Raw genomic sequence first — 16828 nt, 5'->3', positions numbered from 1 at the left:
TCAGCCGAACACGTGCCCGACGACGTCCTCGAGGAGCCCGTCCGTCGGCACGTTCGACTGGGCGATGCGGATGCCGATGTCGCCGCGGGTGAAGTAGGTGTCGCCGTCGGTCACGGGGTACTGCGGGTTCTGCGTGACCTTCTGGCACCGGAGCCCGTCGTCGACGGACGCGCAGTCGAAGCCGGACAGTCCGCGGAGCGCCTCCGTGGCACGCGACGGGACGACGTTCTCGACCTGGATGGTGAGGTTCGTGAGGTCGGCCTCGGGGTCACGCCAGACGCAGTACAACCGTTGCCCGCTCGACTGCCGTGCCGGGGTCAGTGCGGTGCGGGGGACCTCGAGGTCACCGACGACGGCGGGGTCGTTCAGGGCTGCCTCGTCGGTGTACTCGAACGCGCCCGGTGTCACGAGGTCGTCGCACGTCTCCGGCACCGTGCCCGTCGCGGAGGCCGGTGCGGTGCTCGACGGCGGTGACGACGTGTGCGTCGCCCCGGTGCCGGGCGTCCGTGCCGGGGTGGCGCCGTCGGTCGGGGTCGGCGCACCCGACGTCGTCGACGACGAGGACGTGCTCGCGGTCGGGGTGGCGCCGTCACCGCCGTCGCCGGTGCACCCCGACAGGGTGAGCGCGAGGCCCACCCCGAGTCCGATCGTGGCGAGCAGCGTCGTGGTGCGTGTGTGCCGCATCGTTCCGCCCCCGGGTGCGTCGTCAGGTGTCCACCCGACCTCGTGCTGCCGACGGTAGTCGTCGACGCCGCTCGGTGCGCCGGTCAGCGCCGGAGGGTCCAGCGAGCGGGGACGCGTGCCCGGAGCGCCACGCGGCCCCGTCGCGCCCACCGCCGCACCGGGTTCGCCCGCCGGCCGTTGACCCGGAAGGTGTGGAACGCGCGCCGGGTCCGCCGCGCGACGGAGGCCGCACCGGACAACGGCCTCGCGGACACCTCGACGGTCAGCGCACGATCGACCAGGACGCGCCAGGCGGGGTCGAGCTGCATCGAGAGGTCGACGTCGTCGTGCACCTCCGGGTCGTCACGGTGTGCCCGGCAACGAGCCGCGAGCCACGTGGCACGATGCATCGCCATCGCCGAGCCGAACAGCGGAGGACGTCCGAGCGCCGACCACATCAGCACGAAGTACGGACCCATGTAGAGCCCGTCCCACAGGCGGCGCAGGACCCGGCCGCCCTCGCGCGGTCGACCGGGGCCGGTGACCGCCACGACGCCCGGCCGTTCGAGCAGGCGCACCGACTCGGCAATCCATCCCGGCGGCGGCACCGAGTCGGCGTCGAGCCGCGCGATGACGTCCCCCGAGGCGCGGTCGTACCCACGAGCCGAGGCCGAGGCGATGCCGCGCACGGGTTCGTGCAGCACGGTCGCGCCCGCGGCCCGGGCGACCTCGACGCTGTCGTCGGTGCTGCCGTTGTCGACGACGAGGACCTCGTGCACGGGGTGCGTCTGCGCGGCCAGTGCGTCCAGGCAGCGTGCGAGGTGCTCGGCATCGTCGAGCACGGGGACGACGACGGAGACCTGCGGCACCCTGCCGATCCTGCCGGAGGCGCGCTGGGCGGACCGTCGGCCCCGCTGCCGCGGTCGACCACGGCCGCCCCTCCGCGTTCCGTGGACGGACCGACCGCGCAGATCGACGTTCCTGTGCTGCAACGCAGCGCCGGTCGCGCACGGTCGGGGCCAGCGCGACGGGTGCCGTACCCGCCGCGACCGAACCGGAAGGCCGACCATGACCACGAACCCACCCGGGAACGACTCCGGGACGCCCATCCACGACCGCACCGCGGCTGCCGAGGGACACGAGGTGCACCCGGGCGTGACGGTGCCCTCCTTCGGCACCGGCGTCCCCGCGCCGCGCGACACCGACCGCGACTTCGACGACGTCCTCCGGCCCGACGGCTTCGACGACGTCGAGCCGCTCGACGCGCTGCCCGCCGACGAGCAGCTCCCGGCGACGCCGTCCGCCGCCGGCGCGTCGGCACCGCTGCACGACTCCACGACGACGAGCACGGGCACCGGCACCTCCACCGGCTCCGTCCCGCCCGTCGGCGGGGCCACCGCCACGAGCACCGGTGCCGGCGCCGGCGGCGGCAGCAGCAGCGACGGCGGCAAGGCCGACGCAGCCAAGGGTGCCGCGCAGGACGTCGCCGGTGACGCGAAGGACAAGGCCGCGGACGTGGCCGGCACCGCGAAGGAGCAGGCGTCGAACGTCGCCTCCGAGGCGACCGACCACGCCAAGCAGCTCTACTCCCAGGCCTCCGACACGCTCAAGGAGCAGGCGGCCGGGCAGCAGGAGCGCGCCGCCGGAGGGCTCCGCAGCCTCGGCGAGCAGCTCGGCCGCATGGCCGACAAGGACGACGAGCAGGGCATCGCCGCGAAGGTCGTCCGCGACCTGTCGAACCGCGCGGGCTCCGCAGCCGGGTACCTCGAGAACCGCGACCCCGGCTCGCTCCTCGACGAGGTGAAGTCCTTCGCCGCGAAGCGTCCCGGCACGTTCATCGCGCTCGCCGCGGGCGCCGGGATCCTCGCCGGACGCCTGACGAAGGCCCTCGCCACCGAGCTCAAGCACGAGAAGGAGGCCGGCGAGACCTCGACCGGCACGGGGAGCGGCGTATGAGCCACACGGTCCCGGGCGCGACCCCGCTCGGTGAGCCGACGCCCGAGGAACGCGCCGCCACGACGCCCCTGGGCGAACTGCTGACCGACGTGTCCAAGGACCTGTCGTCGCTGTTCCGCCAGGAGGTCGCCCTCGCCAAGGCGGAGCTCACCGAGTCCGCCAAGAAGGCGGGCAAGGCCGGCGGCATGTTCGGCGGCGCCGGGCTCACCGCCCTGTTCGCCCTGTTGTTCCTGTCGATCGCCGCGTGGTGGGGTCTCGGGTACCTCATCGGCAACGCGTGGTCCGCCGTCGTGATCGCCGTGGTCTACGCGATCGTCGCCGCGATCCTCGCCGTCCGGGGGCGCAAGGAGATCAAGGAGATCCAGGGCGCCCCGCAGACGGTCGAGACCGTCAAGGAAGTCCCCGAAGCACTGAAGCCGAACACCGGGAGGAAGCCATGAGCACCCCAGAAGAGATCCGTGCCGACATCGAGCGCACCCGCGGTGCCCTCGGGTCCGACGTCGACGCCCTGGCCGACAAGGTCAACCCGTCGTCGATCGCGCACCGCCAGACCGACCGGGTGAAGAACCGTTTCCAGGGCGTCCGCGACTCGGTGATGGGCTCGGCGCACTCCGCCGGCTCGAGCGTCTCGGGGTCTGCCTCGGGTGCGACCGACCGGGCGAAGGACGTCGCGCACGAGGGCGTCCAGAAGGCCAAGGGCAACCCGCTCGCGGTCGGGCTCATCGCGTTCGGCGCCGGGTGGCTCGCCTCGTCGCTCATCCCGACGTCCGACAAGGAGGAGCAGCTCGCCGGTGAGCTCAAGGACAAGGCGGCACCCCTCGTCGAGGACGTCAAGTCCCAGGCGAAGGACGTCGGTTCGCAGCTGGGCGACGTGGCGAAGGAGCACGCGCAGGACCTCAAGGGGACCGCGCAGGACGCCGCGCAGACCGTCAAGGACGAGGCGCAGGGCGCCGCGTCCGACGTCCAGGAGCACGCGAAGGGTGCTGCGGACGACGTGCGCAGCAGCTGACGTCACCCCGTGACGGACGGGAGGCCCGTGGCGACGCCGCCACGGGCCCCCCGTCCGTTCCGCGGTAGCGTCGGGGCCCATGGACCCGATCGACGAACTCGCCGCCGAGTTGCGCCAGTCGATCGGCCGCGTCGTGCGGGCGGCCCGGCGCGAGGGCGACAGCCTGCCGCCGGCGCACTCGACGACGCTGGGGTTCCTCGGACGCGAGGGGCCGATGACGATCGCGGAGCTCGCCCGGCGACGCGGCGTGAAGCACCAGGGACAGTCCCGGACCGTTGCGGAGCTGACGAGCCAGGAGTACGTCGAGCGGACCGTGTCCGAGACGGACCGACGGGCGTCGGTGATCCGCATCACCGATGCCGGCCGCGCCGCGCTGCAGCGGGACATGGACGGGCGCGCGGACTGGCTCGCGACGGCCGTGCGTGCGGAGCTCGACGACGACGAGCGCGCGCTCCTCGCCCGGTTGCCCGACATCCTCGAGCGTCTGGCGCGCCGGGCTGACTGAGGGTCCCTCCGACGACCGGTCCCATTTGTACAACAGTGTTGTACAGTTGGCGACATGCAGCTGACGAAGTACAACCACGCCACCGTCGTCCTCGAGCAGGACGGCGCCTCGCTCGTCATCGACCCGGGCTCGTTCACGCCCGAGTCCGCCGACCTCGTCGCCCGGGCCACGGTCGTCCTCGTCACCCACGAGCACGCCGACCACTTCGCCGTCGACGCGATCCGTGCGGGTCTGGAGCGCAGCGCCGACGTCGTCGTCCACGGTCCGGCGTCGGTCGTCGAGCAGCTCGGCGACCACGACGGCCGCGTCCGCACGGTCACCGCGGGCGACACGGTCGAGGTCGGGCCCTTCCGCGCCCGGGTCTTCGGGGAGGAGCACGCGGTCATCCACCGCGACATCCCCACCATCGCGAACGTGGGCTACCTGGTGAACGACGCCGTCTTCCACCCGGGCGACGCCTACCTCGTGCCGGACGTCCCGGTCCGGACCCTGCTCGTCCCGACGAGCGGGCCGTGGGCGAAGACCGGCGAGGGTGTCGACTACGTCCGCGCGGTCGCACCGGAGCGCGTGGTGCAGATCCACGAGCTGCTCCTCAGCGAGGGCGGTCAGGAGATGAACGTCCGGATGTTCGGCACCGAGGGCCTCGGTGGCGTCCCGGCGTCGATCCTGCCCGTCGGTTCGTCGATCGAGGTCTGATCGCGCGACCCTGGGTCGCACCGGTGGTCGTGGGAGCAGGCTGGGCGGATGCCTGATGCTCCCTCGACCGCCGTCCTCTTCGACATCGACGGCACCCTCGCCGACTCGAACTACGCGCACGTCGACGCGTGGTGGCGGGCCTTCCGCGCCGCCGGCGAGTCCGTCGACGCGTGGCGGATCCACCGGGCGATCGGCATGGACTCCGGGCGCCTGCTCGAGGAGCTGCTGCCCGACGCCTCCGACGAGGTCCGCGACACCGCCAAGCAGTTCCACACCGCCTACTACTCGGAGCACATGCCGCAGCTGCGGCTGCTGCCCGGGGCGCGTGAACTGCTCGAGGCGGTCGCCGACGCCGGCCACGCGGTCGTGCTCGCGACGAGTGCGCCCGAGTCGGAGCTGTCGGTGCTGCGCGAGCTGCTCGACGCGTCCGCGTGGGTGACGGCCGAGACGAGCTCGGAGGACGTGGAGCAGGCGAAGCCGGACCCCGGGATCATCCAGGTCGCGCTCGACAAGGTCGGCGTCGCTGCGGATCGCGCGGTGATGGTCGGTGACGCCATGTGGGACGTCGAGTCGTCGGGGAAGGTCGGGCTGCCCTGCGTCGGTGTGATGACCGGCGGGATCGGCGGCGACGAACTCCGCGGGGCCGGTGCCGCGGCCGTGTACGACGACGCAGCCGCCGTGCTCGCCGCGTTCCGGGCGGGCGAGGGGCCGATCGCCGCGCTGGCCTGAGTCCCGCCCCCGTGCGTGCGAGGATGGACGATCGTGATCACGATCGAGCGCGTTGCCTGGGACGACCCCCGTGGAGTGGCCCTCCGCGCCACCATGGACGACGAGATGCACGAGCGCTACGGTGACGGGCACGCGGACGAGGACCCGGCCGTCACCGCTGAGCGGAACCGTGTGCTGGCCGTCGACCCGGCGACCGTGATCACCTCGTTGCTCGCGATCGACGAGGACGGTTCCGCCCTCGGGCACATCGCCGTCCGGCACCTCGGCGAGGAGGTCGAGCTGAAGCGCCTGATCGTCCTCGCCGCCGCCCGCGGCAAGGGCGCCGCCACCGCGCTGCTCACCGAGGGCGAGCAGGTCGCACGCGAGCAGGGCGTGTCCCGCGTGATCCTGCAGACCGGCGACAAGCAGCCCGAGGCCGTCGCGCTGTACCGCAAGACGGGGTGGCAGCAGATCGACGTCTACGAGCCGTACGCCGCGACCATGCCCTGGTCGTTCTGCTTCGCGAAGGCGCTGTAACCCGTCCTCCTGTTGCACTCTCAGCATCAGAGTGCAATTCTTGCTCGGTGAGCCCCACCGAACGCACCCGCACGCTGCGCCGACGCATGGTCGTCGAGGCACGCCGGGCCACGATCGAGCACGGTCTGCACGGCTTCACCATCGAGCAGCTCTGCGAGACGGTCGGCGTCTCACGGCGGACGTTCTTCAACCACTTCGCGTCGAAGGACGACGCCGTGCTCGGCATCGAGCAGGGCGCGATGTCGGAACTGCTCGCGGCGTACGCCGACGGCTCGCTCGTGCCGACGGACCTCGACCCGTTCGGGTCGATCGTCGCGCTCGCGATCGAGCAGATGCACGTCGTCGGGCTCGACCGCGCCGACGAGGCCCTGGTCCGTCGGGTGTTCGACGCCGAGCCGCTGATGGTCGCGAAGTTCCTGGCGGCCGCGGACGTCCAGCTCGCCGCGGTCGGACAGGCCGTGCGGCATCGCTTCGGGTGGACCGACCCGGACGATCGACGGGCCCAGCTGGTCGCCGAGGCAGCCGCGGGCCTGCTCAAGGTCACCGCCGGCACCTACTTCGACGACGCCTTCGACGAGTCGACCGGGCCGTCGTTCGACGCGCTGCTCACCGACAACCTCCGCCAGCTCAGGGCGGCCATCACCACCACCGGACAGGACCACACCGCATGAGCGCCACCGCGCAGGGCACGAAGCGTGCCCGACCCGGATCCGACGGACCGCTGCTGCTGACGCAGCGACGCATCTGGATCATCTTCTCCGCCCTCATCGCCGGCATGCTCCTGTCGAGCCTCGACCAGACGATCGTGTCGACGGCGATGCCCACCATCGTGGGCGAACTCGGCGGCGTCGCGCACCAGGCGTGGCTCACCACCGGCTACCTGCTCGCATCGACCATCGTGATGCCGATCTACGGCAAGTTCGGCGACGTCCTCGGGCGTCGCAACCTGTTCCTCGTCGCGATCGCCCTGTTCACGATCGCGTCCGCCGGCTGCGCCTTCGCCGGCGACTTCACGCAGCTCGTCGTCTTCCGCGCGATGCAGGGCCTGGGTGGCGGTGGCCTGATGATCCTGTCGCAGGCGATCATCGCCGACATCGTCCCCGCCTCGGAGCGCGGCAAGTACCTCGGCCCGCTCGGCGCGATCTTCGGCCTGTCGGCGATCGGCGGCCCGCTGCTCGGTGGGTTCTTCGTCGACCACCTCACCTGGAACTGGGCGTTCTACATCAACATCCCGGTCGGCATCGCGGCGTTCTTCGTCGCCTGGTTCGCGCTGACCCTGCCGACGAAGAAGGCCGAGAAGCGGATCGACGTGGTCGGCGTCGTGCTCATGTCCGCCGCGACCACCTGCCTCGTGTTCTTCTCCGAGTTCGGCGGCAGCAGGGACCACGGCTGGGACGCCCCCGAGACGTGGGCCTGGTTCGCCGGACTGGTCGTCTCGGCCGCGCTGCTCGTGCTCGTCGAGTCGCGCGTCGAGGACCCGGTGCTGCCGATGTCGTTCTTCCGCAACCGCACGTTCCTGCTCGCGACGGGCATCGGCCTCGTGCTCGGCATCGGCATGTTCGCCGCGATCGGGTTCGTCCCGACGTTCCTGCAGATGGCGTCGGGCACCTCGGCCGCGGTGTCCGGCCTGCTCATGCTGCCGATGATGGTCGGCCTCATCGGTACCTCGATCGCGTCCGGCAACCTCATCACCAAGACCGGCCGCTACCGGGCGTTCCCGATCGTCGGCACGGTGCTCGTGGCGCTGGCCATGCTCGCCATGACGCAGCTCGCCGCGGACACCCCGATCTGGCTCATCTGCGCCTACCTGTTCGTGTTCGGCGCGGGGCTCGGGCTCATCATGCAGGTGGTCGTCCTCGTCGCGCAGAACGCCGTGCCCGCGGAGCAGGTGGGGACCGCGACGTCGACGAACAACTACTTCCGCGAGGTCGGCGCATCACTGGGCACCGCCGTCTTCGGCGCGCTGTTCACGGCACGGCTGACGAGCGCGCTGACCGACGTCTTCACCTCGGCCGGCGGGTCCGCCACCGACGCGGCGTCCTCGGCGGGCAGCATCGACCCGGCCACCGTCGCGAAGCTGCCCGAGGCGGTGCAGGACGGCATCGTGAACGCGTACGCCGACTCCCTCGCGCCGGTGTTCTGGTACCTGCTGCCGTTCATCGCGATCGCGTTCCTGCTCGCACTGTTCCTGCCGCAGATCCGCCTGTCGGACACGGCCGGCATGGTCGCCCGTGGCGAGGCGGTCGGCGGCGCCGAGGCGGACGAGCTCGAGCGTGCGCAGCGGGCCGGGACAGCCGGGTCGGCCGCGGCCCCGTCGCCCGGCCAGGCGTCGGAGCGCGGCGAGACGCCGGTGTCGGGGCGGGACACCTCCGCCTGACGCGAGCGCTCCCCGCGCCGAGACGCCGGCGTCGGCGCGGGACGCCCCGTCCGTCACGGGGGCTCCGTGCGCCGAGACGCCGGCGTCGGCGCGGGACGCCCCCGCGCGTGCGAGACGCCTCCGGAACCGGGGGCGTCTCGCGTGTTCCGGTGCGTCCCGGGCAGACGCCGGCGTCTCGCGGTCCGACACCGCGTCTCGCCGCCGGCACGGGGCCGTGTCGCCGGAACGGGGCCGCGTCGCCGGACGTGCGCTGTGTCGGACGGGAGGCGCGGTGCCGGCCGGTCCCGCGCCTCCCGTCCGGTGGATCGTGCGGAGGCGCCGTCAGGCGCCGGTGCTGGCGCGGGGGACCAGGCGGGCCGGCAGGTCGACGGGCTCCACCGCGGTGCCGTCGATCGTCGCGAGCAGGCGCAGGGCGGCGGTGCGGCCGAGCTCGGCTCCCGGCAGGGCGACGCTCGTCAGGGCCGGCGCCGTGACCGACGACGAGGGCAGGTCGTCGAAGCCCGCGACCGCCAGGTCCTCGGGGACCCGGAGCCCCATCGCGCCCGCCACCCGGAGCACGCCGTACGCCAGGGTGTCCGCCGCCGCCACGACCGCGGTGACGCCGTCCTCGTGCCACGCCTCGACCACGTGCTCGGTCGCCAGCGCGGCGGCGTCCACCGTCAGGTCCGCGCGGGCACCGGTCTCCGACACCGTGATCCCGGCGGCGGCGCAGGCCTCGTCGAACATCCGGTGGCGGATGCCGAACGTGGCGACCCGAGCGGTGCCGTCGAGGTACGCCACGTGGTCGTGTCCGCGGTCCCGCAGGTGGGCGACGAGCGCGTCGATGCCCGGAGCGAGGTCGTAGTCGACGGCGGTGGTGCCCTCGGCGGCGTCGGGGGCGTCGAGCAGCACGACGGGCACGCTCGCGTCCATCGACTCGCCGGCTGCCGGGGCGTCGACCAGGATCCCCGCCGGCCGCAGCCGCTCGAAGCGCCGGAGGTCGGCGGCGGTGGGCTGTGCGCCGCGCTCGGTGACCGAGAGCACGAGCTGGTACCGGTCGCCGAGCGTGTCGCGCACGCCGCGGATCACCTCGGCGAAGAACGGGTTCGACAGGTCGGGTGCGATGAGCACGACCAGGTCGCCGGTGCCGCGGGCGAGGGTGCTCGCCGCGTGGTCGACGACGTACCCGAGGGCCTCCACCGCGTCGCGCACCCGCTCCGCGATCGGCGGGGACACCCGCCCGCGCTCCTTGCCGTTGACGACCAGGGAGACCGTCGCGATGCTCGTCCCCGCGCGTTCGGCCACCATCGCCGCGGTCACGCGACGGCCGTGAGCGGCGGGGGAGGGCACCCGACGAGCCTACCGACCGGCGAGGGCACGCGGTCGGACGAGGATCGCTCGGAGTTGACGTCAAGCGTTTGACGTGTTCGAATGTCAAACGCTTGACGCGCCGCGCTGGAGTTGGTTCCTCCACAGTGCGGACCCCACCGCGTCGAGCACATACCTCCGTCCGGCGCTGCCGGACACGACGGGCTGCGAGCGGCCCGCCGACGCCGATCCCCGACGAAGTGGAGCGCCCAAGGTGCCCGATGCAACGACGCAGAAGATCATCCTCGACTGCGACCCCGGCCACGACGACGCCGTCGCCATCCTGCTGGCACACGGCAACCCGACGATCGAGCTCCTCGCCGTCACCACCGTCGTCGGCAACCAGACCCTGCCGAAGGTCACCCGCAACGCCCTCGCCGTGGCGCGCATCGCCGGCATCACGGGCGTGCCGTTCGCCGCGGGCGCCGACCGGCCGCTGCTGCGCGAGATCGAGGTCGCCCCGGAGATCCACGGCGAGAGCGGCCTGGACGGGCCGATGCTCCCCGAGCCGTCGTTCGGCCTGGACGAGCGGCACGCGGTCGACCTCATCATCGACACGGTGATGGCGCACGAGCCCGGCACCGTGACGATCGTGCCGACCGCGGGCCTGACGAACATCGCCCTCGCCGTCCGCAAGGAACCGCGCATCGTCGAGCGCGTCAAGCAGGTCGTCCTGATGGGCGGCGGCGTGCACGTGGGCAACTGGAGCCCGGTCGCCGAGTTCAACATCGTCATCGACCCCGAGGCAGCGGACATCGTGTTCCGCGCCGGGTGGGACGTCGTCATGGTCGGGCTCGACCTGACCCACCAGGCACTCGCCACCCCCGAGGTGGCCGCGCGCATCGCAGCCGTCGGCACCGGGCCCGCCGCGTTCGTCGGCGAGCTGCTCGAGTTCTTCGGCAAGGCCTACGAGGACGCCCAGGGGTTCGACGCCCCGCCCGTGCACGACCCCTGCGCCGTCGCGTACGTCATCGACCCGACGATCGTCCGCGCGGTGCGGATGCCGATCGCGATCGAGACGACGGGCACCCACACGCTCGGCATGACCGTCGCGGACCTCCGCGGTCCCGCGCCCGAGGACTGCCGCACGTCCGCGGCGATGGAGCTCGACCACGGGCGCTTCTGGGACCTGGTCGTCGACGCCCTCGAGCGGATCGGCGAGACGCCCGACACCGGGTGGTCCCCGCGCGCCGCAGCCCGGGCCGTCGAGTCCGCCGACACGACCGTCACCCCGGAGGCCTGAGCACCGTGACCACCACCTCGACGACGAAGTCGATCGGCGCCCTCACTGCGGCCCTGCTCGCCGCGTGCGTCGCGTTCCAGCTCAACGCGAGCATGCTCAGCCCGGCGCTCGCGACGATGGCGGACGAACTCCGCACCGACGACGCGACCATCGGGCTCTCGCAGACGCTGTTCTTCACGATCGCCGCCCTGTTCTCGCTGTTCCTGCCCCGGCTGTCCGACATCGTCGGCCGCAAGCGGGTCCTGCTCGGCATGCTCCTCGTGATGCTCGTCGGCAGCGTGGTCGCCGCCCTCGCCGTGAACGTGCCGATGCTCTTCGCCGGCCGCATGATCCAGGGCGTCACCGGGCCGGTCGTCCCGATCGGCCTGCTCATCCTGCGCAACGAGATCGCCGACCCCAAGCGCTACGGCGCAGCCCTCGGCCTGCTCACCGCCGTGAACGGTGGCATCGCCGGTGTCGACGCACTGGCCGGCGGCTGGATCGCCACCCACTTCGGCTTCCGCGGCATCTTCTGGGTGATCGCGGTCGTCACGGTCCTCGCCGCGCTCATGGTGGCGGTGTGGGGCGTCGAGTCGAAGCCGTCCGCCGGCACCCGGATGGACTGGTGGGGCGTGCTCCCGCTCGTCGTCAGCGTCGGCGCACTGCTCACGGCGTTCAACGAGGCCGGCAAGCTCGCCCAGGCCGACCGGGCGCTCGTCGTCGGCGGGATCGTCGTCGCCCTGGTCGCGTTCGCGGTCTTCTGGGCGGTCGAGTCGCGGGTCCGCGAGCCGCTCGTCGAGACCCGGTACCTGCGGCGTCGCGGGACCTGGGCGCTCCTCGTGACGACGCTGCTCACCATGACGGGGGTCTTCGCCGTCGTGAACGGGCTGGTCACGAGCCTGGCCCAGAACGACGAGGTCGGCTTCGGCATGGAGGCGGACGTCGCGTCGCTCGCGTTCCTCGTGCCGTACGCGCTGGTGGGCTGGGTCGTCGGACCCTTCTCCGGCCGCCTCGCACCGACGCTCGGCTACCGCGCCGTGCTCCGCGTCGGCCTCGTCGGCAGCATCGTCGCGACGCTCGTCATGGCGTTCGTCGGCGTCCACTCGCTGCCCGTGCTCGTCGCCGCCACCGTGCTCATCGGCATCACCTACGCGGGCATCGCGAACATCGTGCTGAACGGGCTCGGCATCGTGCTCTCGCCGGACTCGAACCCCGGCTTCCTGCCGGGGCTCAACGCGGGCGCGTTCAACCTCGGTGCGGGCATCAGCTTCGCGGTCCTCCCGGCGCTGCAGATCGCACTCGGCACCGGCGGGTCAGCGGGCACCGCCGGCTACTCCGGTGGCATGCTCCTCGGTGCCGCGATCACCTGCGCGGCACTCGCCACGTCCTTCCTCATCCCGCGCCCGGCCTCGGCCGAGACAGGAGCCACCGCATGAGCGGCATCGTCGTCGTGGGCAGCCTCAACGCGGACCTGGTGGTCCGCACCGAGCGCTTCCCGAAGCCCGGGGAGACCCTGCAGGGGTCCGACCTCGCGATCCTGCCCGGTGGCAAGTCCGCCAACCAGGCGGTGGCAGCCGGGAGGCTCGGGGGCACCGTCCGCATGATCGGTGCGGTCGGCGACGACGGGAACGGCACACTGCTGCGCGAGTCCGTCGCATCGGCCGGCGTGGACACCACGCACGTGGCGGTCCGGCAGGGCGTCGCCACCGGGACGGCCGTCATCACGGTCGACGCAGCGGGGGAGAACACCATCGTGATCTCGGGCGGCGCGAACGCCACGCTGACCCCGGACGACGTACCCGCCGACGCCCTCGACGGCGCCGGGGTGCTCGGTCTCTGCCTCGAGGTCTCGATCGACGTCGTGCTCGCCGCCGCGCGGGCCGGTCGTGCCGCCGGAGCGACGGTGCTCACGAACCTGTCGCCGTTCGGCGCCGTGCCGCAGGAGCTCCTCGACCTGACCGACGTGCTGCTGGTCAACGAGCACGAGGCCGCCGAGCTCGGGGACCACGGCGTCGCACGCTCCATCGTGACCCGGGGCGGCGCGGGCTGCACGGTGCACGACGGGGATGCCGCGCCGGTCGACGTCGACGCCGTGCGGGTCGAGCCCGTCGACACCACGGGCTGCGGCGACGCGTTCATGGGGGCGGTGGCGCTCCGACTCGACGCCGGGGACTCCCTGCTCGAGGCCGCGCGCTTCGCCGTCGGCGTCGGCGCGTACGCCGCGACGAAGCCGGGCGCGCAGGCCTCCTACCCGACCACGTCGGACCTGGAGTCGTTCCTGCGGCCGTAGCCCGGGCCTCCCGTCCGCCCGTCCCGTCCCGTCCCGACCGTTCCGTTCCGTCCCGCGAAACGCAACCCTGGCGGCTGCGCGCAGCGCTGTACCGCTGCGAGGTGTCGCCGGGGTTGCGTCCTGCGGGGGACATCGGCCGCTAGCGTTGGTGCATGCGCGTCGGAGTCCTCGACATCGGGTCCAACACCGGCCACCTGCTCGTGGTGGACGCCCACGGCGGAGCCGCGCCCCTGCCGGCGTCGTCGTCCAAGCAGGCCCTCCGGCTCGCCGAGCACCTCGACGAGTCGGGTGCGGTGACCGCGGTCGGGGTCGACGCGCTGACGACCTTCGTCGCCGATGCCGTCCGCGTCGCCGAGGAGCGCGGCTGCGAGGACATGCTCGGCTTCGCGACCTCGGCCGTCCGCGACGCCGTGAACTCCGACGAGGTGCTCGCGCACGTCGAGCGGGAGACCGGCGTCGAGCTCGCGGTGCTGTCCGGCGAGGACGAGGCGCGGCTGACCTTCCTGGCCGTCCGACGCTGGTTCGGGTGGTCCGCCGGACGCCTCGCGGTGTTCGACATCGGCGGTGGCTCCCTGGAGATCGCCGGTGGTGCCGACGAGGCCCCCGACGTCGCGTGGTCGATGCCGATCGGAGCAGCCCGACTCGCGCGCCGGTACTTCGCCGCGGGCACGCCCTCGGAGGACGACGTCCGCCGCATCCGCCACGAGATCCGCGTCGCGATCGCCCGCGACGCCGGACTGCTGCTGCGCGCCGGGCGGCCCGACCGGGCGGTGGCGACCTCGAAGACCTTCCGGTCGATCGCCCGGATCTGCGGCGCCGCGCCCTCGGCCGCGGGACCGCTCGTGCCGCGGTCCCTCGACGGCGTGGTGCTCCGCGAGCGGCTGCCGTCACTCCTGACGATGTCGCTCGACCAGCTGGCCGAGCTGCCGGGCGTCTCGCCGAGCCGGTCGCACCAGGTCGTCCCGGGAGCGCTCGTCGCCGAGGCCTGCCTGGACATCTTCGACCTGCCGGCGCTCGAGATCTGCCCGTGGGCGCTGCGCGAGGGCGTGATCCTCGAGCGGCTCGACCAGCTCTCCGTGCTCGGCTGAGACCCGACCCGACCCGACCCGACCCGACCCGGCCGGGCGGTCGGGCTCGGTCGGGGCCTAGCGCTGCCGGGCGGGTCGCGGGGGAGCGAGCAGCCACGGGCGGATCAGCCCCGTGACGACGGGCAGCACCCAGAACGTCATGATCGGCGTGAGCACGAGCGTCGTGACGAGCACGCGGGGCAGCACGGCCAGGTGCCCGAACGCCGGGACGAGCCAGCCGACCAGGTAGGTGAAGGCGAGGTTGACCGGGAAGAACCCGAGCCAGATGCTCACGGCCTGCTTCCAGCGGGGCGGGGCGCTCGACGCGGGGGCGTCCTGCGGGGCGTCGAACCAGCCCTCGATGCCGGTGCGCTTCTCCACCCGGGACTCCACCACGAGGTCACGCCCCTGGTCGAGCCAGCGGAGCCGGTCGTCGGAGTTCTCCCACGTGGCGAGCTGCTCGTGGTCGGCGAACCGGTAGAGCATGTGCCACTCCCGACTGGTGGCGTGCGACCGGACCCACCCGGAGCCGAGGAAGCCCGGGTAGCGGTTCGCGAGGTTGACGCCGGACTGCACCCACGCTGTGGCGTCGGGGATGCGGTCGGGTTCGACCAGGCGGGTGATGGACACGGTGACGGGCGGGCCTGCGGTCACGGATGACGACTGCAGGCTCCCTGGCTCTTGTGGAGTCATGCGGACAGTCTCGCGGAGTCGTGTTTCCGGCTCGTGACGGCACCGTGGATTCGGCGCAGTAGGTTCGGCGCATGAGCGACGTCAGCGGTGCAGCACAGGACACCGAACGCGGGCGGCACGAGACCCCGACCGAGCGGTGGGACCGGAACTGGTCGGACATCCAGCAGGAGCTCCGGATCGTGCAGACCGGGACGCAGATCCTGGCCGGGTTCCTGCTGACGTTGCCGTTCCAGCAGCGGTTCACGATGCTCAGCACCAGCGAGGAGGTCGTCTACCTCGTGCTCGTCGCGCTCGCCGTGGTGATCACGGTCGTCGCGCTGTCCGCTGTCTCCGCGCACCGTCTGGTGTTCCGGCAGCGCCAGAAGCACGATCTGGTGCGTGCCGGCAACGCGCTGCTCATCGCGGCGCTCGCGGCGAGCGCGCTGCTCTTCTCGGGCACCGTGCTGTTCGTGTTCGACGTCGTGATCGGGGACGTCGGCGGGATCATCGGCGGGGTGGTCGTGTTCCTCGGCACGGCTGCGCTCTGGGTCTCGATCCCGCTCGCGCTCCGCCGGACCCGACGCGACGGCTAGCTGGCCTGCTTCCTCGCGGGGGCCTTCTTCGCGGGGGCCTTCTTCGTGGAGGTCTCCTTCGCGGGGGCCTTCTTCGTGGAGGTCTCCTTCGCGGGGGCCTTCTTCGTGGAGGTCTCCTTTGCGGAGGCCTTCTTCGCGGGGGTCTTCTTCGCCGGTGCCTTCCCGGCCGGTGCCTTCTCCGTGGGGGCCTTCTCCGCCTGCGCGTCCCGGTCCGCACCAGCGGAACCGGACGACGACCGTGCGCCGGACGACGAGCGCGACCCAGAGCCTCCGGACCGTGATGATGACCGTGACGAGGACCGCGACGACCCCGACGGGCCGGACCGCTTCTTGTCCACCGAGGCCCGCAGGGCCGCCATCAGGTCGATGACGTCCCCGCCGTCGCCGTCCTCCTCGTCCTCGGAGCGCTCGCCGAACGTCTCCGCGGTGTCGACGTCGTCGCCGGCCTCGAGCTTCGCGTCGATGAGCTGCTGCAGTTCCTCCTGGTAGGAGTCCGTGTAGCGGTCCGGGTCGAAGTCGGCGGACATGCTCTCGACGAGCGAGGACGACATCTTCAGCTCGTTCGCGCTGACCTTCACCGACGCGTCGAGGGCCGCGAAGTCAGCAGCCCGGACCTCGTCGCCCCAGAGCAGCCCCTGCAGCAGGATGACGTCCTCGTTCACCCGCAGCACGCCGAGCCGGGTCTTCTGCCGCAGGGTGAACTGCACGATCGCGAGCCGGTCGGTCTTCGACAGCGTCTCGCGGAGCAGCACGTAGGCCTTCGGCGAGCGGGAGTCCGGCTCGAGGTAGTACGACTTCTCGAACATCATCGGGTCGACCTGGTCGACGGGCACGAACTCGAGCACCTCGATCTCGTGCGACTGCTCCTCGGGGAGCTGCTTGAAGTCGTCGGACGTCAGCACGACGGTCTTGTCGCCGTCGTCGTAGGCGCGCTGGATGTCGGCGTACTCGACCTCGTGGCCGAACTCGCACACGCGCTTGTACCGGATGCGGCCCTTGTCCTCGTCGTGCACCTGGTGCAGGGAGACGTCGTGGGTCTCGGTCGCCGCGTACACCTTGATGGGCACGTTGACGAGCCCGAACGCGATGGAGCCCTTCCAGATCGACCTCATGGGCACATGATGCCCGCGAGTGCGGCGACGGGCCCTCAGTTCCGGGCGGATCGCCAGCCGCGCCCGGACACCGG

General features: G+C 72.5%; 19 protein-coding genes. 14 read left to right on the top strand and 5 right to left on the bottom strand.

The genetic code is table 11. The annotated features are described in order from the left end of the window. Both M3666_RS01070 and M3666_RS01065 read right to left on the bottom strand, forming a co-directional pair. Positions 1 to 684 carry a hypothetical protein gene (locus tag M3666_RS01070; protein ID WP_251154225.1) on the bottom strand — a complete coding sequence of 228 codons (684 nt, stop codon included), beginning with the start codon at positions 682 to 684 and terminating at the stop codon, positions 1 to 3. Between the two features lie 83 nt (positions 685 to 767). Continuing rightward, positions 768 to 1532: a glycosyltransferase family 2 protein gene (locus tag M3666_RS01065; protein WP_251154224.1), complete on the bottom strand. Its 765-nt coding sequence runs from the start codon at positions 1530 to 1532 to the stop codon at positions 768 to 770. A 199-nt stretch (positions 1533 to 1731) separates the two neighbouring features. Between M3666_RS01065 and M3666_RS01060 the strand changes: the two genes are divergently transcribed. The 9 genes from M3666_RS01060 (at position 1732) to M3666_RS01020 (ending at position 8451) form a co-directional block, all read left to right on the top strand. Further along, the gene (locus tag M3666_RS01060) at positions 1732 to 2619 is read left to right on the top strand and encodes a hypothetical protein (protein ID WP_251154223.1); all 888 of its coding nucleotides are present in this window, start codon (positions 1732 to 1734) and stop codon (positions 2617 to 2619) included. Continuing rightward, positions 2616 to 3059, top strand: a complete 444-nt coding sequence (locus M3666_RS01055; RefSeq protein ID WP_066651661.1) for a phage holin family protein — start codon at positions 2616 to 2618, stop codon at positions 3057 to 3059. Before M3666_RS01060 ends, M3666_RS01055 begins: the two co-directional genes overlap by 4 nt. Further along, the gene (locus M3666_RS01050; protein ID WP_209684318.1) at positions 3056 to 3628 is read left to right on the top strand and encodes a DUF3618 domain-containing protein; all 573 of its coding nucleotides are present in this window, start codon (positions 3056 to 3058) and stop codon (positions 3626 to 3628) included. Before M3666_RS01055 ends, M3666_RS01050 begins: the two co-directional genes overlap by 4 nt. Positions 3629 to 3707: 79 nt before the next feature. Further along, a complete protein-coding gene (locus tag M3666_RS01045) occupies positions 3708 to 4133 on the top strand; it encodes a MarR family winged helix-turn-helix transcriptional regulator (RefSeq protein ID WP_209684316.1) in 426 nt (141 codons plus the stop codon). A 54-nt stretch (positions 4134 to 4187) separates the two neighbouring features. Then, complete coding sequence (locus M3666_RS01040) at positions 4188 to 4829, top strand: MBL fold metallo-hydrolase (protein WP_251154222.1); 642 nt, start codon at positions 4188 to 4190, stop codon at positions 4827 to 4829. A 48-nt stretch (positions 4830 to 4877) separates the two neighbouring features. Next, positions 4878 to 5558: an HAD family hydrolase gene (locus M3666_RS01035; RefSeq protein ID WP_066651668.1), complete on the top strand. Its 681-nt coding sequence runs from the start codon at positions 4878 to 4880 to the stop codon at positions 5556 to 5558. A 33-nt stretch (positions 5559 to 5591) separates the two neighbouring features. Beyond that, positions 5592 to 6074, top strand: a complete 483-nt coding sequence (locus M3666_RS01030) for a GNAT family N-acetyltransferase (protein ID WP_251154221.1) — start codon at positions 5592 to 5594, stop codon at positions 6072 to 6074. A gap of 47 nt (positions 6075 to 6121) precedes the next feature. Then, the gene (locus M3666_RS01025) at positions 6122 to 6745 is read left to right on the top strand and encodes a TetR/AcrR family transcriptional regulator (RefSeq protein ID WP_251154220.1); all 624 of its coding nucleotides are present in this window, start codon (positions 6122 to 6124) and stop codon (positions 6743 to 6745) included. Then, entirely contained in the window at positions 6742 to 8451 is a 1710-nt protein-coding gene (locus tag M3666_RS01020; protein ID WP_251154219.1) for an MDR family MFS transporter, read from the top strand. The genes M3666_RS01025 and M3666_RS01020 overlap by 4 nt, the downstream gene beginning before the upstream one ends. Before the next feature lie 321 nt (positions 8452 to 8772). On the opposite strand, the gene M3666_RS01015 is transcribed toward M3666_RS01020, so the two are convergent. Beyond that, positions 8773 to 9780 (bottom strand): LacI family DNA-binding transcriptional regulator, encoded by a 1008-nt coding sequence (locus M3666_RS01015; protein WP_251154218.1) that lies wholly within the window; start codon positions 9778 to 9780, stop codon positions 8773 to 8775. A 232-nt stretch (positions 9781 to 10012) separates the two neighbouring features. On the opposite strand from M3666_RS01015, the gene M3666_RS01010 reads away from it, so the two are divergent. The 4 genes from M3666_RS01010 (at position 10013) to M3666_RS00995 (ending at position 14398) form a co-directional block, all read left to right on the top strand. Further along, positions 10013 to 11041, top strand: a complete 1029-nt coding sequence (locus M3666_RS01010) for a nucleoside hydrolase (RefSeq protein WP_066651673.1) — start codon at positions 10013 to 10015, stop codon at positions 11039 to 11041. Continuing rightward, positions 11038 to 12456, top strand: a complete 1419-nt coding sequence (locus tag M3666_RS01005) for an MFS transporter (protein ID WP_251154412.1) — start codon at positions 11038 to 11040, stop codon at positions 12454 to 12456. Before M3666_RS01010 ends, M3666_RS01005 begins: the two co-directional genes overlap by 4 nt. Next, positions 12453 to 13310 (top strand): ribokinase, encoded by an 858-nt coding sequence (locus M3666_RS01000; RefSeq protein ID WP_209684310.1) that lies wholly within the window; start codon positions 12453 to 12455, stop codon positions 13308 to 13310. The genes M3666_RS01005 and M3666_RS01000 overlap by 4 nt, the downstream gene beginning before the upstream one ends. A 152-nt stretch (positions 13311 to 13462) precedes the next feature. Further along, positions 13463 to 14398 (top strand): Ppx/GppA phosphatase family protein, encoded by a 936-nt coding sequence (locus tag M3666_RS00995; RefSeq protein WP_251154217.1) that lies wholly within the window; start codon positions 13463 to 13465, stop codon positions 14396 to 14398. 57 nt (positions 14399 to 14455) lie between these two features. On the opposite strand, the gene M3666_RS00990 is transcribed toward M3666_RS00995, so the two are convergent. Next, a complete protein-coding gene (locus tag M3666_RS00990) occupies positions 14456 to 15070 on the bottom strand; it encodes an antibiotic biosynthesis monooxygenase (RefSeq protein WP_066651677.1) in 615 nt (204 codons plus the stop codon). A 71-nt stretch (positions 15071 to 15141) separates the two neighbouring features. Between M3666_RS00990 and M3666_RS00985 the strand changes: the two genes are divergently transcribed. After that, positions 15142 to 15642, top strand: coding sequence for a DUF6328 family protein (locus M3666_RS00985; protein WP_251154216.1), 501 nt, complete (start codon positions 15142 to 15144; stop codon positions 15640 to 15642). Here M3666_RS00985 and M3666_RS00980 read toward each other — a convergent pair. Continuing rightward, entirely contained in the window at positions 15639 to 16754 is a 1116-nt protein-coding gene (locus M3666_RS00980) for a Ku protein (RefSeq protein ID WP_251154215.1), read from the bottom strand. The genes M3666_RS00985 and M3666_RS00980 overlap by 4 nt on opposite strands. Positions 16755 to 16828 lie beyond the last annotated feature (74 nt).

The organism is Curtobacterium sp. ODYSSEY 48 V2 (assembly GCF_023712625.1).
Classification (GTDB): domain Bacteria; phylum Actinomycetota; class Actinomycetes; order Actinomycetales; family Microbacteriaceae; genus Curtobacterium.
This window is presented reverse-complemented; position numbering and strand designations above follow the sequence as displayed.